10 protein-coding genes are annotated in these 20938 nt (G+C 65.9%); 4 read left to right on the top strand and 6 right to left on the bottom strand.

Translation table 11 applies throughout. The annotated features are described in order from the left end of the window. Positions 1–194: 194 nt before the first annotated feature. Together OIK44_RS03970 and purL are read right to left on the bottom strand one after the other, a co-directional pair. The gene (locus OIK44_RS03970) at positions 195–584 is read right to left on the bottom strand and encodes a hypothetical protein (RefSeq protein WP_273669374.1); all 390 of its coding nucleotides are present in this window, start codon (positions 582–584) and stop codon (positions 195–197) included. A gap of 314 nt (positions 585–898) precedes the next feature. Next, entirely contained in the window at positions 899–4951 is a 4053-nt protein-coding gene (purL, locus tag OIK44_RS03965; RefSeq protein ID WP_273669373.1) for a phosphoribosylformylglycinamidine synthase, read from the bottom strand. Positions 4952–5248: 297 nt separating this feature from the next. Between purL and OIK44_RS03960 the strand changes: the two genes are divergently transcribed. From OIK44_RS03960 to OIK44_RS03950, 3 genes are all read left to right on the top strand, one after another. After that, positions 5249–6874: a tetratricopeptide repeat-containing response regulator gene (locus OIK44_RS03960; protein ID WP_273669372.1), complete on the top strand. Its 1626-nt coding sequence runs from the start codon at positions 5249–5251 to the stop codon at positions 6872–6874. Between the two features lie 234 nt (positions 6875–7108). Beyond that, positions 7109–9562 (top strand): DUF8189 domain-containing protein, encoded by a 2454-nt coding sequence (locus tag OIK44_RS03955; RefSeq protein ID WP_273669371.1) that lies wholly within the window; start codon positions 7109–7111, stop codon positions 9560–9562. After that, positions 9559–9885: a hypothetical protein gene (locus OIK44_RS03950; RefSeq protein WP_273669370.1), complete on the top strand. Its 327-nt coding sequence runs from the start codon at positions 9559–9561 to the stop codon at positions 9883–9885. The genes OIK44_RS03955 and OIK44_RS03950 overlap by 4 nt, the downstream gene beginning before the upstream one ends. Before the next feature lie 87 nt (positions 9886–9972). Here the strand turns inward: OIK44_RS03950 and OIK44_RS03945 are convergent, their stop codons facing one another. The 4 genes from OIK44_RS03945 to OIK44_RS03930 all read right to left on the bottom strand — a co-directional run bounded on the left by OIK44_RS03945 (position 9973) and on the right by OIK44_RS03930 (position 19200). After that, positions 9973–10569, bottom strand: coding sequence for an HD domain-containing protein (locus OIK44_RS03945; RefSeq protein WP_273669369.1), 597 nt, complete (start codon positions 10567–10569; stop codon positions 9973–9975). A 193-nt stretch (positions 10570–10762) separates the two neighbouring features. Further along, positions 10763–12493, bottom strand: a complete 1731-nt coding sequence (locus tag OIK44_RS03940; RefSeq protein ID WP_273669368.1) for a S41 family peptidase — start codon at positions 12491–12493, stop codon at positions 10763–10765. Between the two features lie 401 nt (positions 12494–12894). Continuing rightward, complete coding sequence (locus OIK44_RS03935) at positions 12895–15069, bottom strand: phosphocholine-specific phospholipase C (RefSeq protein WP_273669367.1); 2175 nt, start codon at positions 15067–15069, stop codon at positions 12895–12897. Between the two features lie 519 nt (positions 15070–15588). Then, on the bottom strand, positions 15589–19200 hold the full coding sequence (locus tag OIK44_RS03930; protein WP_273669366.1) for a hydantoinase B/oxoprolinase family protein: 3612 nt from the start codon (positions 19198–19200) through the stop codon (positions 15589–15591). 185 nt (positions 19201–19385) lie between these two features. Between OIK44_RS03930 and OIK44_RS03925 the strand changes: the two genes are divergently transcribed. Continuing rightward, positions 19386–20891, top strand: coding sequence for an NAD(P)H-hydrate dehydratase (locus OIK44_RS03925; protein WP_273669784.1), 1506 nt, complete (start codon positions 19386–19388; stop codon positions 20889–20891). Positions 20892–20938: the final 47 nt, after the last annotated feature.

Raw genomic sequence — 20938 nt, 5'->3', positions numbered from 1 at the left:
CCAGCGGGCGTGTCAGCCACGCATTACGCGAAGCGGTGACCTAGACGGGTGGCCGAGCGGATCAACGCCGCCGCCTTCGAGGAAATCGCGCCGGACAAGCAGGCTTTGGCTTACGCCAGCATCCCTTGGACTTCGCGGAGCAGCATGCGTCTACCGGGCCATCCTCCATGCGCGAGCGACTGCGAAAACGCCAATCAGCAGATCGAACCGTTGGTGCTCTTCCCGGTGGGTACGTCAAGGCCGAAATAGCAAGCGTACCCGTCGTCCTTGGCCCAGACGCAGCTAAGGTCTCCCCTACGCCGTGTCCGGTGATCAGGGCCGGCTCCGCAGGCTTCCTTCAAATCCGGTCCGATTTGCTCGAATAAATCCTTCCCGAGCGGTCCCGTGAACATGAACGCCACCTTCCTATCTTTTTTAGTCGGAGGCACCGCCTCGGATAGCGTCCCGCCGAACACCTGGTAGTCGCCCTTGAGCGGCTTTGGACGACCATCCCAGGTCTCCGGCTTCCCGGCAGCCTGGGCCAGCGAGGACAGGGCGAGGGCCACGCCGATAAACACCAAGCGCACCGCTGCGTCGATTGCCATGGCGCCTCCAAAATTGGTCGAGGGACGACAAAGGCATTGTTGCCTAGCCTTCACAATGCCGATTTGGGGAGGGTCAAGCGTAGTGCAATAAACGAGGGCTTATTGGACTTGCACCAAGAGTCCGGAGCGCCCCCCCCAAGGTGCGTGCCAGCGCCGAACTACACAACGTTTCCGCCAGTACCCTGCTTGCATCCATTTCGCCCCTCCACACGGGCCAGACGCAAAAAAGCCGGGGACAGACCACGATTTCCGGGCAATTCTTGCCCGGAAATCGTGGTCTGTCCCCGGCTGTGGGCGACGCTAGTTAGCCGGCCTTAGCCCACCCATTTGCGGGCGTTGCGGAACATGCGCATCCACGGCGCGTCCTCGCCCCACGATTCGGGGTGCCAGGATTGCTGCACGGTGCGGAATACCCGCTCGGCGTGCGGCATCAGCACGGTGAAGCGGCCGTCCGGGGTCGTCACCGACGTCAGGCCGTCCGGCGAGCCGTTCGGGTTGAACGGGTACGCTTCCGTGGACTGGCCGCGGTGGTCGACGAAGCGCATCGCCGCCGTCACGTCGCCGATGTTGCCGGTCTGCGAGAAGTCGGCGTAGCCTTCGCCGTGGGCGATGGCGATGGCCGTTTGCGTGCCGGCCATGCCCTGGAAGAAGATCGACGGCGAGTCCAGCACTTCGACCATGGCGAAGCGGCCTTCGAATTTTTCCGATTTGTTGCGCGTGAACTTGGGCCAGGCGTGCGCGCCGGGGATGATGGATTTCAGGTTGCTCATCATCTGGCAGCCGTTGCAGATGCCCAGGCCGAAGCTGTCCGCGCGCCCGAAGAAGCGGGCGAACTGTTCGGCCAGGCTGGCGTTGAACAGGATGGTCTTGGCCCAGCCTTCGCCGGCGCCCAGCACGTCGCCGTAGGAGAAGCCGCCGACGGCGATGATGCCCTGGAAGTCGTCGAGGCGGGTGCGGCCGGCGATCAGGTCGCTCATGTGCACGTCGACGGCGGTGAAGCCGGCCTGGTGCATCACGTAGGCCGTTTCGATGTGCGAATTGACGCCCTGCTCGCGCAGGATGGCCACGCGCGGCCGCACGCCGGTCAGGATGAACGGCGCGGCGACGTTTTCCGACGGGTCGAAGGTGATGAGCGGCGTCATGCCCGGATCCTCGACGTCGAGGATGCGGTCGTATTCGGCGTCGGCGCAGGCCGGGTTGTCGCGCAGGCGCGCGATGCGCCAGCTGGTTTCGCTCCACAGGCGCTGCAGCGCCGCGCGCGGCTGGGTGTAGATCAGTTTCGCGTCGCGCGTGAATTCGATGACGTCGCGGTCGTTCGGCTTGCCGATGATGTGGCTGCAGGCGCCCAGGTCGAAGCTGCGCAGCACGTCCATGACCAGCGATTTCTCGTCGGCGCGGACCTGGATCACGGCGCCCAGCTCCTCGCTGAACAGGGCGCGCAGCGTCAGTTCGTTGCGCCGCTCCGCCACCTGGCCGGCCCAGTTCTTGGCGTCGCCCCAGTCGCTGGCATGCTCGCCTTCCAGCGTCAGCATGTCGAGGTTGACCGACAGGCCGCTGTGGCCGGCGAAGGCCATTTCCGTCAGCGTGGCGAACAGGCCGCCGTCGGAACGGTCGTGGTAGGCCAGCAGCTTGCCGTCGCTGTTGAGTTGCTGGATGGCGCCGAAGAAGCCCTTCAGGTCACTGGCGCTGTCGACGTCCGGCGTCTCGTTGCCCAGCTGGCCGATGACTTGCGTCAGCGCCGAGGCGCCCAGGCGGTTCTTGCCGCGCCCCAGGTCGATCAGGATGATGGCCGTGTCGCCGGCGTCCGTGCGGATTTGCGGCGTCAGCGACTTGCGCACGTCCGTCACGGGCGCGAACGCCGAGACGATCAGCGACACCGGCGAGACGACGGCCTTGTTCTCGTCGGCGTCGCGCCAGGTGGTGCGCATCGACAGCGAGTCCTTGCCGACCGGGATGCTGATGCCCAGCGCCGGGCACAGCTCCATGCCGACGGCCTTGACGGTGTCGTACAGGGCGGCGTCCTGGCCGGGCTGGCCGCAGGCGGCCATCCAGTTCGCCGACAGCTTGATGTCGGCGATGTCGCCGATGGCGGCGGCGGCGATGTTGGTGATCGCCTCGCCGACGGCCATGCGGCCCGAGGCCGGCGCGTCGATGACGGCCAGCGGCGTGCGCTCGCCCATCGACATCGCTTCGCCCAGGTAGCCCTCGAAACTCATCGCCGTGACGGCGCAGTCGGCCACCGGCACCTGCCACGGGCCGACCATCTGGTCGCGCACGCTCATGCCGCCCACCGAGCGGTCGCCGATGGTGATCAGGAAGGACTTGTCGGCCACCGTCGGCAGCAGCAGCACGCGCCGCGCCACTTCTTCCAGCTCCAGGCCGGTCAGGTCGACGGCCGGGAAGTCGTTGTGCACGTGGTGCACGTCGCGCTGCATTTTCGGCGGTTTGCCCAGCAGGACGTCCATCGGCATATCGACCGGCTCGTTGCCCAGGTCGGTGTCGATCAGTTTCAGCTGGCGCTCTTCCGTGGCGACGCCGACGGCGGCGAACAGGCAGCGCTCGCGCTCGCACAGGGCCTTGAACATCGGCAGGTTCTGCGGCGCGATCGCCAGCACATAACGCTCCTGCGACTCATTGCTCCAGATTTCCTTCGGCGCCATGCCGCTCTCTTCCAGCGGGATCTTGCGCAGGTCGAAGATCGCGCCGCGCTTGGCGTCGTTGGTGATTTCCGGGAAGGCGTTCGACAGGCCGCCGGCGCCCACGTCGTGGATAGAGATGATCGGATTGTCCGCGCCCATCTGCCAGCAGGCGTTGATGACTTCCTGCGCGCGCCGCTCCATTTCCGGATTGCCGCGCTGGACGGAATCGAAGTCCAGGTCGGCCGTGTTGGTGCCGGTCGCCATCGACGAGGCGGCGCTGCCGCCCATGCCGATGCGCATGCCGGGACCGCCCAGTTGCACCAGCAAGCTGCCGACCGGGATGTCGTTCTTGTGCGTGTGCTGGGCCGAGATGTTGCCGATGCCGCCGGCGATCATGATCGGCTTGTGGTAGCCGAACACGGTGTCGCTGGCGCCGGCGAACTGGCGGCCGATGTTCTGCTCGTAGGTGCGGAAGTAACCGCCCAGCACGGGGCGGCCGAATTCGTTGGAGAAAGCGGCGCCGCCCAACGGGCCTTCGATCATGATCTGCAGCGCCGAGGCGATGCGGTCCGGCTTGCCGTAATGGGCGGTGCTGCGGTGGGCGCCCGCCGCGGCGGTGACGCTGGCGGCGTTTTCCCAGGCCTGCACGGCGCCCGGCAGCATCAGATTCGACACGGTGAAGCCGGTCAGGCCGGCCTTCGGCTTGGCGCCGCGGCCGGTCGCGCCCTCGTCGCGGATCTCGCCGCCGGCGCCGGTGGAGGCGCCGGGGAAAGGCGAAATCGCCGTCGGGTGGTTATGCGTCTCGACCTTCATCAGCGTGTGCGTCAGCTCGGTCGAGGCGGCATACTCGTGGCCGCCGGCCGCGCCGCGCGGGTAGAAGCGCGACACGCTGGCCCCCTCCATGATCGACGAGTTGTCGCTGTAGGCGACCACGGTGCCCTTGGGCTGCAATTCGTGGGTGTTCTTGATCATGCCGAACAGCGACTTCGGCTGCGCCACGCCGTCGATGGTCCAGTCGGCGTTGAAGATCTTGTGGCGGCAATGCTCGCTGTTCGCCTGCGCGAACATCATCAGCTCGACGTCGGTCGGGTTGCGCCGCGCCTTCGTGAAGGCCGCGTGCAGGTAGTCGATCTCGTCGTCGGACATGGCCAGGCCGAGGTCGGTGTTGGCCTTCTCCAGCGCGGCCTTGCCGGCGCCGAGCACGTCGACCGATTCCAGCGGCCGCGCTTCCAGCGTGCGGAACAGCGTGGCCGCCTGGTCCGGGTGGCGCAGCACGGATTCCGTCATGCGGTCGTGCAGCAGCGCGGCGATGTCCTGCGCCTGGCTGTCCGACAGCTTCTTCGCCGCGCCGATGCTGCTGCCCAAGATGCCCGCCTTCAGATTGACGCGATAGGCGACGCCGCGCTCGACGCGCTTGATGTGCGCCATGCCGCAGTTGTGCGCGATGTCGGTGGCTTTCGAGGCCCACGGCGAGATCGTGCCGAGGCGGGGAATCACGAAGAACTCCTCGCACACGCCGTCGGCGTGCTCGGCCTCGGCCGGCTCGCCATACGTCAGCAGCGCGCCGAGGCGGCTGGTGTCGTCGGCCGACAGGGGCGCGGCGGCATCGATGAAATGGACGAAGCGTGCCTGCACCGACGCAATGGCAGGCAGCACGGCTTGCAATTGGGTCAACAGGCGTTGGCTACGGAATACGGACAGGGCATTGGAACCCGGCAGAATCAACATGGTTGGAAGGTGGTTGATGCAGCGTGGCTGCGGGTTAAAGGTAGGTAAGGCACAAGATGGTCTAGCTAAAATTCCTTTGCGCGCATTATACCCGCTCCCCCCCCTGTCCGCAGGCCGGCGGCGGCCCATCCGGCCACTTCGCTGCGCTCAATGCAACATTTTTGCCTTTGTTTGGAGGAAATCGGCGCAAGCGCATCCAAAAAGATGCGATTTTTGGCATCTTTGCAGTATGCTCGTTGGAAAATCCCCGCCATCGCCGTCAACAGAGCGGGAAGTCAGACACCAGAGAGATAAACGATGAAAGAATATAGCGACTTATCCGTTCTGATCGTCGATCCCAACCCCAGCATGCGCGGCAATCTGCACAACATGCTGAACCAGTCGTCCATCACGAAAATCGACTACGCCGTCAGTTCGGGCACGGCGATCCGCCAGTTGGGCAAGAAGCCCTTCGACATCATCCTGTGCGAGTACGACCTGGGCAGCGGCACGGACGGCCAGGACGGCCAGCAACTGCTGGAAGACCTGCGCCACCACAAACTGATCGGCCTGTGGACCATCTTCATCATGCTGACGTCCGAAGGCGTCTATAGCAAAGTGATGGGCGCGGCCGAACTGGCGCCGACCGACTACATCCTGAAACCGTTCACCGTCGACGTGCTGAGCGGGCGCATCGGCCGCGCCATCGACCGCCGCGCCATCTTCCTGCCCGCCTACCAGTTGATCGGCCAGGGCGCGCTGCGCGACGCCATCAAGGCCTGCGCCGCCGCCGAGACGACGCACCCGCGCTACGCCGCCGACTTCATGCGCCTGCGCGCCGAACTGCACCTGAGCCTGGGAGAGCTCGACCTGGCCGAGCAAATCTACCGGGAAGCGCTGGTGGCGCGGCCGCTCGACTGGGCCAGCCTGGGCCTGGCCAAGACGCTGTTCCAGCAGCAACACTACGAGGAAACGCACGAGACGCTGATCAAGCTGATCGAACAAAACGCCCGCCTGATGTCGGCCTACGACCTGCTGGCCAAGACCCAGGAGGCGATGGGCCAGCCGGCGCAGGCGAAGAAGACCTTGGAAGACGCCGTCGCGCTGTCGCCGCACATGGTGCGGCGCCTGCGCCACCTCGGCGAAGTGGCGCTGGACGCCGACGACATCGGCGCGGCCGAGCGCGCCTTCAAGCAAGTCGTGGCGAAAGCCAAGTACTCCGAATTCCGCGACCCGGAAGACCACGTCAACCTCGTCAAAACCCTGGTCAAGAAAGGCGACGCCAGCCAGGCCAGCGGCGTCGTGCGCGACCTGGAGCGGTCGATGCGCGGCAGCCCCAACGTCGAAGCGTGCCGGGCCATTTCGGCCGCGCTGCTGCAGGAACTGGCCGGCAACGCCGCCGGCGCCGCCAAGGAACTGAACCTGGCCGTGACGGCCATCGGCGCCAGCGCGGGCCTGTCGACCCAGCTCAAGATCGGCCTCGTGCACAGCTGCCTGAAAAACAAACTCGACAAAGCCGCCTCCGACGTCATGCTCAACCTGATGAACGACCCGGAAAGCGAAGTGACGATGGAACAGGCCGTCGACGAATTCGAAAAAGCCGGCCGCCACGACCTGGCGCAAAGCGTCGGCGCGCAAATCACGCTGCAAGTGGAAGAGCTGATGACGGACGCGGCCGACCAGGCCAGCCACGGCGAACTGAAGGCGGCCGTGCTGGCGCTGCGCAAGGCCCTGCGCAAAACGCCGAGCAACCTGCAGCTGCTGTTCGCCTCGGTCGAAGCGATCCTGCGCCAGCTCAACACCCTGGGCTGGGAAGCGCCGCTGGCCGAGCAGGCCCAGCACCAGATGCAAAGCATCCGCAAAATCGATGGCAAGCACCCGATGCTGGCGTCGCTGCACGACCAGTACGTGGCCACGCAACGCAAATACGGCATCGCCCACTGAAGCGCCGCCGGCGGTTTTCAACGAGGTCCGCGACAACCTCCTGAGCACCGCCGGCCGCGCCAAAGGGTGTGATTTTCCCGCTCCCCGCGGCGGAACAAGCGGCACAGCCAAAATCCCGCAATTGAACATTTATCCATCCATGCGGTCCCAGTAAAACAACCACCGCCATCCGGCCCGTGGTTACGCCGCGTTCGCCTTCCCCGCAGAACGCAGGCCATTCTTACTGGAGGCAACATGAAAGATAAACAAGGCAAAGAACAAGTGCAGGCCAACGGCGGCGCCACGCGCGAGGAAGGTGCCGGCGCAGAGCTGCAGCCGCGCATCTCGACGCATGACGGCGAGGCGGCCGGCCCTGCACATCAAATGCCCGGCGACGACAGCCTCACCGCTGCGGCGGGCGGCGACTCCGGCATGCCCGGACTGACCAGCCGCAGCGCGAAGGAAGGCATGCCCGGCGCCCCCGCGCATGAAAAAGGCGCGCCGGGCGTGAGCGCCGGCACCGCCGGCGGCATGCCCGGTGCCGGCATGGGCGGCGGCGTTGCCGGCGGTGGTGCCGGCGGTGCTGCCGGTGGCGGTGGCGGCGACTCCGGCGGCGGCCCCGGCAAAAGCGGCGCCGGCAGCGACGCCACTCCGCCGAAGATCCGCCGCTGCGGCACCATGGACGTGCACCGGCGCCTGCTGTCCACCGTTCCCGAATACGCCCGCATACGCAACGGCATCGAAAACCACGCGCGCCTGTACGAAGCGGGCGCGCGCGCGGCGCAGCGCACCGGCATCACGCGCATCCCCACCGTCGTCCACGTGGTCTGGAACAACGCCACGCAAAACATCTCCGACCAGCAGATCAACAGCCAGATCGACGTGCTGAACCGCGACTTCCGCCGCACCAACCCCGACGTCAACTCGACCCCGCCGCCCTTCCTGCCGCTGGCCAGCGATTCGCGCGTCGAATTCTTCCTCGCCGACACCGACCAGAACGGCGCGCCGACCAGCGGCATCGAGCGGCGCCAAACCAGCGTCGCCGCGTTCAACGACAACGACGCCGTCAAATCCCTCGGCAGCGGCGGCCTGAATGCCTGGCCCGCCGAGCGCTACCTCAACATCTGGGTCTGCCAGCTCAGCGGCGGCCTGCTCGGCTACGCCCAGTTCCCCGGCGGCCCGGCGGCCACCGACGGCGTCGTCATCCTGCACTCGGCCTTCGGCACGAACGGCACGGCGGCGGCCCCGTTCGACCTGGGCCGCACGGCCACCCACGAAATCGGCCACTGGCTGAACCTGAACCACATCTGGGGCGACGACGGCACCGGCTGCAACGGCACCGACAACGTCGCCGACACGCCGAACCAGGCCGGCTTCAACGTCGGCGCCCCGAACTTCCCGCACGTCACCTGCGGCAACGGCCCGAACGGCGACCTGTTCATGAACTATATGGACTACGTCGACGACCGCGCGATGTTCATGTTCACGGCCGGCCAGGTGGCGCGCATGCAAGCCTGTCTCGACGGCGTGCGCAACACCATCGGCGTCGACGCCGTGCGGGCCAGCTCCTCGCCCGTCGTCGCCTGGGGCGCGAACCGGCTCGATACCTTCGTGCTGGGCACCGACCGCGCGCTCTACCATAAATGGTGGGACGGCAACGCCTGGGGGCCGTCCGTCACCGACTACGAATACATGGGCGGCGTCTGCACCAGCGCGCCGCAAGCGGTCGCCTGGCAGCAAAACCGGCTCGACGTCTTCGTCACCGGCACCGACAGCGCGCTCTACCATAAATGGTGGGACGGCAACGCCTGGGGGCCGTCCGTCACCGACTACGAATACATGGGCGGCATCTGCGTCGGCGACCCGCGCATCGTCTCGTGGGGAGCAAACCGTCTCGACGTGTTCGTCATCGGCAGCAACCGCGCGCTCTACCACAAATGGTGGGACGGCAACGCCTGGGGGCCGTCCGTCACCGACTACGAATACATGGGCGGCATCTGCCTCGGCCAGCCCGAAGTCGTCTCGTGGGGACCGAACCGGCTCGACGTCTTCGTCATCGGCACCGACCGCGCGCTCTACCACAAGTGGTGGGACGGCAATGCCTGGGGGCCGTCGGTCACCGGCTACGAGCGCCTGGGCGGCATCTGCACCTCGGCGCCGCGCGTGACGGCGTGGGGACCGAACCGGCTCGATGTTTTCGTCACGGGAACGGACGGCGCGCTGTATCATAAATGGTGGGACGGCAACGCGTGGGGACCGTCCATCAACGGCTTCGAGTACCTGGGCGGCGTCTGCATCGGCCAGCCGGAAGCCGTGTCCTGGGGACGCGACCGCCTCGACCTGTTCGTCATCGGCACCGACAGCGCGCTCTACCACAAGTGGTGGAATGGCAGCGCGTGGGGGCCGTCGCCGACCGACTACGAATACATGGGCGGCATCTGCACCTCGCAGCCGCGCGTGGCCGCGTGGGGCGAGAACCGTCTTGACGTCTTCGTCACCGGCACCGACAGCGCGCTGTACCATAAGTGGTGGGACGGCAATGCCTGGGGACCGTCGCTCACCGACTATGAATACATGGGCGGCATCATCAGCACATTCCGGCAGCCCCCCCGCAAAGGCCGGGCCGCAGCCCCGGCGCCGCAACTGCAAGCGCCGCCGCCCATCATCCGGCGCCCGACACGCCAACCCGCCACCGGCATGGACGCATGATGGACGCGAACCAGGGCGGCCCGGAGATCAGCGGCAGCTGGACACATTCCTATGAAGAGGACAGCGGGGACGTGCAGACCTATCGTCCGACGCACTCGTTCGCGTTTCCGCCCAGCCGGCGGGGCCGTGAAACGCTGGAATTCGGCGCCGCCGGCCAGATGGTCAGCGGCAGGCCGGGGCCGGACGACCGGCTGCAGATGTCCAGCGCCAGCCTGACGGCGCTGGGCATGAACCGCTTCCGGCTGGACGGTATGGGCATGCCGGGGCGGGTCGTCGAGATAATCGACGCGCGGCCCGACATACTCAAGGTCCGCTTCAGTTGAAACGGCAATTGCGGCGCCAACACCCTCCCCTGCGCGGGAGGCGTTGGCGCCGCGTCCGACAATCAGGCCGCGACTCCCCCACCTTCCCTAGCTATTCCACTGCGACGCGGCGCCTTTGAAATGGCACTCAATCCATCCACGCGCAACCTCCCACAAGGCCGGCGCACCGCGCTGAATGACCGGCCCATACCGTTCCAGCACCTGCTGATACTGCACATCGCTTTCCGCCCACGTGCCGCCCTCGGTGAAAACATTGATCAACAGCGGCTGAAAACGATCCAGCGCCTTGGCAAACTGCGCGTCCCCGGACTCTGCCGCCTCGAACTCGCGCCAAAGCGCCTGCAACTCCTCGCACTGCCCCGGCGGCAGCAAGCCGAAGATGCGATCCGCCGCAAGCGATTCGCGCGCCGCCTGGCTGCCGTCCAGCACGCCGTGAATCGGCGTATCGCCGGCATCGACCTCGACAATATCATGCAGCAACAGCATCTTTACCACCCGCCCGGCGTCGACGTGCTTGGCGGCGTACTCCGCCAGTATCCAGGCGTACAGCGCCAAGTGCCAGGAATGCTCGGCCGAATTTTCCTTCCTGCTTTGATCGAGGAGCGGCGACTGCCGCATGACACTCTTCAAGCGATCTATCTCGCGCAAAAAATTTAGTTGACGAAATATCTTGTTCGATTCCACGAATTACCTTTCGCGCCAAGCGGCGCTCGCAAGAAAAGGGAAATACTATCAAATAAGTAATGTAGAAGCACACATAAATCCGCCGGCGCAGTGCGCGATTGCTTTTTTGACATGCCAGAACGCCTCGACAATACGGTTCATGGAAGTGTCGACAGCAAGCAATTAGAGCGAGCGTTGTTTATACACACGCCTATTACTTTAACGAAGAAATGGCACGATCCAGCACGATATCCCGTCCTGCTCGCAAGGCGGCAACGCTAGTTTCAACGACGATGCTTGGCTGAATGCCTTTTCCGACGAACTCGCGCCCGTCGGGATAAGTATCGCGCTTGACACAAATGCGGCCCGTACCGCCTCCCGGCAAGTCGATAACCATCGGTTGCCCTGTGCTACCGCCGGTTGCTTCGCCAATCGTGATGCCGCGTTGCATAGTCTCGAAAGAAACAACAAAATCCTCACCCGCTGAAAAGGTGCGCGGCCCGATAAGCACCGCCACGGGACCGGCGAATATCTGCTTCCGGTCGAAAGGAATTGGTATGCCATTCTCGGGATTCGGTTTCCATTTAATGACGTTGCCGTCCATACGCGAGTAAGCATTATCCGCACGCGTATAGCTATGGGCGGCCATGATTGGCTTTTTACTAAGATAGCTAAGAATCTCCAAACCGTAAGACGTTGATCCCCCACCGTTGCGGCGCAAATCAAGGACCAGCGACTTCGCTTTCATAATTTGGGGTAAAACACGGACGAACGCCTTCACGCCCTCATCGCTTTCAAAATGGTCGAGCGAAAAATAGGCCACTTCACCAGGCAACATCCTGAACGTAAACTGTGGCGGGGAGTGAATGTCCTGGTAACCGGAGCGGGCAACGATTTCGACGCGCTCCTGCCCCTCCCCATTACGCAGGCGCAGCCTTACTGGCGTGTCGCGCTCCCCTCTTAACAACTGATAGTTATACATGCGCAAAGTGCGGTCCTGCGGCGTCGAACTGCTGACAAATGGCGCCACCCGCTCCTGAGCATAACGTTGGACGGGAATGTCATCGATGGTGACGATTTCATCGCCGACCTTCAGACGCCCCTGCAAAGAAGCGCTGTGTATGCTTTCGATCAGCACCTTGTTATCCAGCATAACTGTCTGCATTGGCGGCCGGGCCGAGAACGCCTTGGCCAGTTCCTCGGGTTCGTAAATATTGGTATGGCCGTCATGCAGCAAAGGGGCCAATTGCATCAAGACGCGGTAATAATCACGCGTGGTCGTGGTCGCCAGGACCTTACTCAGGTATTCCAGGTAGATCTTGTCCCATTCCAGCTCGGGCACATGGTCGAAGTACACGAAATTCTCCCGGACTTGCGTCCAGAACAAGGACAGCCCCGCCACCCTCTCCTCCGGCGTGAGCGTTTTCTTGAAGGGAGGCGCCAATGCGGGGCTATTCCACAAACGATCAGGAATGGCAGATGTCGCCATCACGACCTTGAAACGCGGCTCGTCACGCAATTTGCTCAACGACGCATCATCAGCAACTAATTTCGCCAATTGGGGAAGCCATGCAAGACGCAAAGTGTCCTCCAAGCTTGAAAGCGCTTTATCTTTCATGCCCAAGTCGTTGTAGATTGCAGCTAAATCCCGGCGCGTGTCGAAGCCACGAAAGTACAGGTACTCGTTACCGGACGCCAGATCGCGTACCGCTGGCGTGTCCAGGTAAGCCAATGCCGCCTCCAAATGCCGCGCGGCGTTCAGCCGCGCATCCTTCGAGGTGGCGCCCTCGGCAATCATTGCCTCCGCCTCGTCTCGCATTGTCTGAACGCGCGCATAGCTATTCATGGCAGTTTCTGCCGGCGCAACGGTCCGTCCATGGGCAACACCACATGCCAGCGCGAGCGCTGCAGCGAAAATAGCGGGACGAATCATAGTATCAATCATCCATATCCTTAATTCAGACAGAAAAATATTCACTATATTGCAATGAAAAGACAATCAACTAGCAATTTTTGCGACGCATTTTTTTGTGCGGCGTAGTTTTTATCTACCGCGCCAGTGCCGCGCTCAGGTATTGCTGGCTTAGTATGGTTTTGTCTGCAGTATGAAGAGTGAAGGAACTACTGGGAACTTTACCCGCGAATTCGCGCGAATTTGGCGATGGCAGTGGAGCTTTCTTGGCATAGGAACATCGATGCCGTCTCTGAACACTGCTTCCCGAACATCAAAACGGAGCGGGTCGCAAGCAACACCCCTCGGCTTCCATTTTAGGCTATCCCGGTACTCGAGTAGCGCCGGACAAGGCAAGCGGCTTCTACCACCCGCCCCGTCCGGTTCATCCCGATTTACGCCGGGACGCTCAATGCGCGCCCGCCCATCGCCGGGTCGCTGGTGGTGTCCTTGCCCGTCTCCACGCGGCCGGCGAAGCGCCGCGCATAGCCTGGCAATTCCTGTACCTGCACGCTGAAGTCGTACCAGTTAGCGCAATCGCACAACTGCCACGTCTGCTCGGCCTCGGCATTGGCGGCCACGCTGACGGTCCACGGCGCATCCTTCAGGTAGGCGTTGGCGCGCACCGTGAAGGTGGCGACGGCGCTGCCGGTGTTGTGCAGCTTCGCCGTCACGGCGCCGTTGACGATGTCATAGCACACCTGGATTTCCGGATTCGGCGCCATGCGCGGCGAGCTGGCGTTGGCGTCGCCGACGAAGTGGCGGTGGAAACCGTTCGGCCCCAGCACCCACAGGTCGTACTTGCCCAGTCCGTCGCCAAGCGCCCAGGAACCGCGCAGATCCTTGCCCGCCTCCACCGTGTAGCGGCGCGGCGCCTGTTTCAGGTTCATCTTGTCGTAGACGTGGAACACGGCGGCCGCCGCGCCGGTGTTGGAGAAGATCAGTTCGATCTGCACCGTCTCGGGATGCACGCGTGCGCTCACGTGCAATTCATACGGCAAGGCCCGCGACGGCCGCGTGCCGCTGTTTTGCGTCGGCAGCTCGGGCAGCGCCGGCGTCGGCGGCGTGCGCGTGGCGCTCAGCGATTTGGCGCGCTGCGCCAGCGCCTTCGTGTCCGGCAACTGGCCGGCGAACGGGGCGGCGTCGGGATTGCTGAAGTTGAAGGCGCTGACCAGGTCGCCGCAGACGGCACGGCGCCACGGCGTGATGTTCGGTTCCATCACGCCGAAACGTTGTTCCAGGAAGCGTATCACCGAGGTGTGGTCGAACACTTGGGAGTTGACCCAGCCGCCCTTGCTCCATGGCGAAATGACGTACATCGGCACGCGCGGCCCCAGGCCGTACGGGCGGTGCATCAGGGCCGGCGCTTCGCTCGATTCCTTGCTGAGCAGGTGGTGGTATTCGCCGTCGGTGCTGACGGTGGAGGCGCCGGCCAGCTTCGCCAGGCGCGGGTCGCTATCCCATTGCTCGTAGGTGGGCGCGGCCGGCGGCGGCACGTGGTCGAAGAAGCCGTCGTTTTCGTCGAACATGAGGAACAGCGCGGTCTTGCTCCAGACTTCGGTGTTCGACGTCAGCGCGTCCAGCACGGCGGCCGTATAGGCGGCGCCCTGGGCCGGGCTGGATGGGCCGGGATGTTCGGAGCCTTCGGCCGTCGCCACGATGAAGGACACTTGCGGCAGCTTGTTGTTTTTTACGTCGTCCTTCAGCATGTCGATGTCGCGCGTGCTCAGACCGCGCTCGCGCAGTTGCGGATCGGAGTTGCGCACGGCGCCGTAGGCGTCGCGGTAGCGCCGGAAGCCGGCCAGCGGATTGTCGGTGAAGTTGTCGTCCATGTTTTGGTAGACCTGCCAGGTCACGCCGGCCGCCTGCAGGCGCTCCGGATACGTGGTCCACAGGTAGCCGCCGGTCGGGTCGTGGTCGAGGCTGTCATAGCTGTTGCCAATCACCGGACCCTGGCCCTGCTGGAACGGGTCGTTGTAGCCGGTCCAGGCGTAGACGCGGTTCGGGTTGGTGCCGCCCTGGAAGGAGCAGTGGTAGGCGTCGCAGATCGTGAACGCGTTCGCCAGCGCGAACTGGAAGGGGATGTCGGCTTCCGTGTAGTAGCCCATCGAGTGGTTTTGCTTGTACGTCGGCCACTTGTCGAGCATGCCGTGGTTCCACGCGTATTGCGCGTTCGGCCAGGAGTGCGGCGTGCCGGACACGCGCATGTAGTCGAAGGTTTGCTGGGTGTTCAGGTGGAACGGTGCGATGACGCGCGGCGAGGCGGCGGCGCTGTCGTTGAGTTGATACCAGACGTTGTGCTTGCCCATGAAGGCGGACTCGGGCAGCGGAATCGGGAAGCGGTCGGCGAAGCCGCGCACGCCGCGCAGTGTGCCGAAGTAGTGGTCGAAGGAGCGGTTTTCCTGCATCAGGATGACGATGTGCTCGACGTCCTTGATGGTACCGGTGCGGTTGTTCGCGGTGACAGCAAGTGCCTTGCGTATGGCCGGAGGGAACATGGAGAGGGCGGCGGCGGCGCCGCCAACGCTGGCGGCCTTGCGCAGGAAGGCGCGTCTGCTATTTATGGTCATAACGTTTTTTTCTTTATTGTGGTGGTCGGGCGCGCGCCGGGGCTGGCCGGTTCGCACGGTGGTGGCGTGGGCTGATGCGCGGCCGCGTCAGGGCGCGCAGCGATTGTTCGGGGTTTTGACGCTGCAGCTGCGCGCCGGGTCGGTGGGTTCGGTCGGTTTGGCGGGTTCGGACGGCACTTCGGTGCTTTCGCCGCAGGCTGCGAGCGTGGCGGCCATCAGGGCGGCGAACAGCAGGCGGGCGCCTTGGCGGCGTAAGGGAGATGTCGGGAGGGAAAACAAAATGGACTCACCTTTCTTTAATGAATGAATATTCAGCGGCCGGGGAACGCTCGGGCTGAAAGGCGAAATAGTAGGGGCGAAGTGTGACGTGACGGTGACGTGCGCGTTACAGGACAATGACGACGGCAAATTTGGCGCGAAACGTCAAAAAGAAGGGAAGTCGGCCAGGCGCGGATGGGCCTGAAAACGGCCGCGGCGACGGCCGGGGACAGGCCCCGGGCATGCGCCGCGGGCCGCGGTTTAGTCTGCGGGCGGGCCGTAGCCCCCTCCCCCCGGCGTCTCGATGATGAAGGCGTCGCCGGCTTGCATGTCGGTTTTGCCGATATGGGCCAGTTCTTCGGTGCGGCCGTCGGCGCGCAGCACGCGGTTGCGCCCCAGTGCGCCGGGCGCGCCGCCCGCCATGCCGAACGGCGCGTGGATGCGGTTGTTGGACAGGATCGCCGCCGTCATCGCCTCCAAAAAACGTACTTTGCGCACGCCGCCGTTGCCGCCGCGCCAGCGCCCCGCCCCGCCCGAGCCCGGCCGTATTTCATAGCTGTCCAACCGCACCGGGAAGCGCCACTCCAGTATCTCCGGGTCGGTCAGGCGCGAGTTGGTCATATTGGTCTGTACGACATCGGTGCCGTCGAAGCCGGGGCCGGCACCGGAGCCGCCGGAGATGGTTTCATAGTACTGGTACTTGGCGTTGCCGAAGGTGAAGTTGTTCATCGTGCCCTGCGCCGCCGCCATCACGCCCAGCGCGCCGTACAGCGCGTTGGTGATGCAGGTCGAGGTTTCGACGTTGCCCGACACGACGGAGGCCGGATAGCGGGGGTTCAGCATCGAGCCCGGCGGGATGATGACGTTGAGCGGCTTCAGGCAGCCGGCGTTGAGCGGGATGTCGTCATCGACCAGCGTGCGGAAGACGTACAGCACGGCGGCCATGCAGACGGCAGACGGCGCGTTGAAGTTGTTCGGCAGTTGCGCCGAGGTGCCGGTGAAGTCGATGTCGGCGCTGCGCCTGGCCGCATCGACGCGGATCGCGACCTGGATCTGTGCACCGTTGTCGAGTTGGACGGTGTAGGCGCCGTCCTTGAGCGCACCGATGACGCGCCGCACGGCTTCCTCGGCGTTGTCCTGCACATGGCCCATGTAGGCTTGCACGACGTCGAGGCCGAAGTGGGCGACCATATTGCGCAGTTCGTCGGCGCCTTTCTGGTTGGCCGCCACCTGGGCGCGCAAGTCGGCCATGTTCTGCTCGGGATTGCGCGCCGGGTAGCGCGCGCCCGCGAGCATGGCGCGCGTCTCGGCGTCGCGCAGGTGGCCGGCGCCCTGCCGGCCGTCGACGAGTTTGAAGTTGTCGATCAGGACGCCCTCTTCTTCGATGCTGCGCGAGTCCGGCGGCATCGAGCCGGGCGTGGTGCCGCCGATGTCGGCGTGGTGGCCGCGCGAGCCGACGTAGAACAGGATGTCCGCGCCCTTGTCGTCGAACACGGGCGAGATGACGGTGACGTCGGGCAGGTGCGTGCCGCCGTGGTAAGGGTCATTGAGCATGTAGACGTCGCCGGGGTGCATGCGGCCGGCGTTTGCCGTCATGACGGTCTTGATGCTCTCGCCCATCGAGCCGAGGTGGACCGGCATGTGCGGCGCGTTGGCGATCAACTGGCCGGCGGCGTCGAAGATGGCGCAGCTGAAATCGAGCCGCTCCTTGATGTTGACCGAATAGGCGGTGTTTTGCAGGCGCAGCCCCATCTGTTCGGCGATCGACATGAACAGGTTGTTGAATATCTCCAGCATGACCGGGTCGGCCGTGGTGCCGATGGCGCGCCGCGCCGGCAGCGCTGCGACGCGCGTCAGCACCAGGTGCTCGTGCGGCGTGACGCGGGCCTGCCAGCCCGGTTCGACGACGGTGGTGGCGTTGGCCTCGGCGATGATGGCCGGGCCGTCGATGCTGTCGCCCGGCCGCACGGCGTCGCGCAGGTACAGGGCGGTGTCGCGCCAGCGTCCGCCGCTGTACATCGGCACGACGCTCAGCGGCGCCAGCGCGGCCGCGCGCGGCGGCTGCTGCGGCGGCGTTTCGGCCGGCGCGTCCGATGTGCCGATCGCTTCGACCGAGACGGCTTCGACGACCAGCGCCTTGCCCGGCATGAGAAAGGAAAAGCGTTTTTTGTAGCCGGCCTCGAACTGGGCCTGCATGGCGTCGTTGTCGTCGAACAGCACGATCAGCGCGGAGTCGGTGCCTTCGTAGCGAAGGTGAACGCGGCGAATCAGGCGGATGCGCGCGTCTGCGACGCCTTGGCGCAGCAGCTCGGCGCGCGCGTCGGCGCCGAGTTCGTCCAGGCGTCGCGCCAGTTGCGCCGGCGAGCCGGCGGCCAGACGCGCTTCGACGGCCGCCTCGCGCATCGCGCTCTGGTCGGCCAGACCCATGCCGTAGGCCGACATGACGCCGGCCAGCGTGTGGACGAAGACAGTTTTCATACCCAGCGCGTCCGCCACCAGGCAGGCGTGCTGGCCGCCGGCGCCGCCGAAGCTGGTGAGCGTGTATTCGGTGACGTCGTGGCCGCGCTGCACGGAAATCTGCTTGATGGCGTTGGCCATATTGCCGACGGCGATATCGATATAGCCTTCCGCCACCTGCTCGGCCGAAGTGGGCTGGCCGGTGGCGGCGGCGATCTGCGCGGCCAGCGCGGCGAACTGCTCGCGCACGGTCTGCGCGTCGAGCGCCTCGGCGGCGTCCGGGCCGAACAGTTTGGGGAAGTGCGCCGGCTGGATTTTGCCGAGCATGACATTGCAGTCGGTGACGGCGAGCGGGCCGCCGCCACGGTAACTGGCCGGGCCGGGCCGGGCGCCGGCGCTGTCCGGGCCGACGCGGTAGCGCGCGCCGTCGAAGTGCAGGATGGAGCCGCCGCCGGCCGCCACCGTGTGTATGCTCATCATCGGCGCGCGCATGCGCACGCCGGCGATCTGGGTTTCGAAGACGCGCTCGAATTCGCCGGAGTAGTGCGACACGTCGGTCGAGGTGCCGCCCATGTCGAAGCCGATGACGCGCTCGAAGCCGGCCAACTGGCTGGCGCGCACCATGCCGACGATGCCGCCGGCCGGGCCGCTGAGGATGCTGTCCTTGCCCTGGAAAGCGCGGGCGTCGGTCAGGCCGCCGTTCGACTGCATGAATTGCAGGCGCACGCCGGGCATCTCCGCCGCCAACTGGTCGACATAGCGGCGCAGGATCGGCGACAGGTAGGCGTCGACGACGGTGGTGTCGCCGCGCGCCACCAGCTTCATCATCGGACTGACGCGGTGCGACACGGAGATTTGCGTGAAGCCGATCTGCCGCGCGATGTCGGCCACGCGCGCCTCATGCGCGCCGTAGCGGTAGCCATGCATAAAAACGATGGCCAGCGAGCGCAGTCCCTGGGCATACAACGCTTGCAGCGCGGCGCGGGCGGCGTCGGCGTCCAGTTCGCGCACCAGCTCGCCGTGGGCGCCCAGGCGTTCGTCGATTTCGATCACGTGCTTGTAGAGCAGCTCGGGCAGCACGATGTGGCGCTCGAACAGGCGCGGCCGGTTCTGGTAGGCGATGCGCAGCGCGTCGCGAAAGCCACGCGTGATGGCCAGCACGGTCGGCTCGCCCTTGCGTTCGAGCAGTGCGTTGGTGGCGACCGTCGTGCCCATCTTGACGGCTTCGATGCCCGCCACGGGAATGGCCGCGCCGGCGTCCAGCCGCATCAAGTGGCGGATGCCGGCGACGGCGGCATCGCGGTACTGCCCCGGGTTCTCCGACAGCAGCTTGTGCGTCACGAGGCCGCCGTCCGGACGGCGCGCCACGATATCGGTGAAAGTGCCGCCCCGGTCTATCCAGAATTGCCAATCCATCCTATGCGCCCCGTTTTAAATGAACGCCCCATTGTAACCAAGTGCCGCTCGCTTACAGAGCCGGAAACTGGACATTCGGCTCCACAACGCCGGTCCAGGCGGCCGTTCCCTGCTTTTTGCAGTTGCAATAAAGCCGGATCGGTCATATGTTGGACGTATCTTCCAATTCCACCACGGCCATGCCCATGAACCCGCTCTACTCCATTGCCGAGATCCGCGCCACCGAACAGTCCGCCGCGCGCCAGTTGCCGCCCGGCGCCTTGATGCAGCGCGCCGGCCAGGCCGCCGCCAACGCCGCCCTCGACCTGCTTCCGTTCACACCGGCGCAGTGCAAGGTGCTGCTGCTGGCAGGCCCCGGCAACAACGGCGGCGACGCGCTCGACATGGCGGCCCACCTGGCGCACGCCGGCATGCGCGTGTCGGTGTGGCTGCTGCCCGATTCCGGCGCGCCGTCGGCGCAGCGGCAGGACGCGCTGCAGCGCGCCCGCGCCAGCGCGGCCACCTTCGTCGAACCGTCCGCCGCCGCGATCGCGGGCGGTGTCTGGACGCTGGTCGTCGACGGCCTGTTCGGCATCGGCCTGCAACGCCCGCTCGGCGGCGCCATTCGCGCCGCCGTCGAGCAAATCAACGCGCTGGATTGCCGCGTGCTGGCCCTGGATGTCCCCAGCGGCCTGAACGCCGACACCGGCGCCGTCGTCGGCCCGGACGGCGTGGCGGTGCGCGCCACCCACACCGTCACCTTCATCGGCGACAAGCCCGGCTTGCACACGGGCGACGGCCGCGACCACGCCGGCGCCGTGCAGGTGGCGCGGCTGGACATCGACGCCAGCCATTTCGCGCCGGCCCGCGCACATCTGAGCGGGGTCGGGCATTTCGCCCGCCACGCCCGGCCGCGCCGGCAGAACTCGCACAAGGGCAGCCACGGCAGCGTCGTCGTCATCGGCGGCGCCCACGGCATGGCCGGCGCGCCCGTTCTGGCGGCGCGCAGCGCGCTGTTCGCCGGCGCCGGGCGGGTGTATGTCGCCTTCCCCGAGGAGGCGCCCGCCTACGACAGCGGCCATCCCGAGCTGATGTTCCGGCTGGCCGCCGACGTCGATTTCGATGCGGCCGTGCTGGTGGCCGGCCCCGGCCTGGGCGCGTCGCACCGCGCCCGCGATTTTCTGCAGCGGGCCATCGACAGCGGCAGCGCGCTGGTGCTCGACGCCGACGCCTTGAACTTGATGGCCGCCGAGCCGGAGCTGCAGACGGCGCTGGCGCTGCGCGGCACGGGCGCCGTGCTGACGCCGCATCCGCTGGAGGCGGCCCGTCTGCTCGGCGTGAGCGTCGCCGAGGTGCAGGCGGACCGGCTGGCGGCGGCGCGCCTGTTGGCCGCGCAGATGCAGGTGACCGTGGCGTTAAAGGGGTCGGGTACGGTGCTCGCCTCGGCCAGCGGCGACGTCGTCGTCAACACCACCGGCAATCCGGCGCTGGCCACGGCCGGCACCGGCGACGTGCTGGCGGGCCTGTGCGGCGCGCTGCTGGCGCAGGGTTGGCCGCAGTGGGAGGCGGCGCAGGCGGCCGTGTGGCTGCACGGCATGGCCGCCGACGTGCTGGTGGCCGACGGCGTCGGGCCAATCGGGCTGACGGCCAGCGAGCTGGTGCCGGCGATTCGCGTGGCGATTAACCGGATGGTGCAGCAGCGGACGGCATAGCGGCAAGCCGGGGCCGCCCCTCAGGCCCCGTTCGTCTTGGCGGCTGC

The organism is Janthinobacterium fluminis, assembly GCF_028595325.1.
GTDB classification, from domain to species: Bacteria; Pseudomonadota; Gammaproteobacteria; order Burkholderiales; family Burkholderiaceae_D; genus Janthinobacterium; species Janthinobacterium fluminis.
The sequence above is the reverse complement of the archived record's forward strand: the minus strand, read 5'-3'. Positions and strand labels throughout refer to the sequence as shown.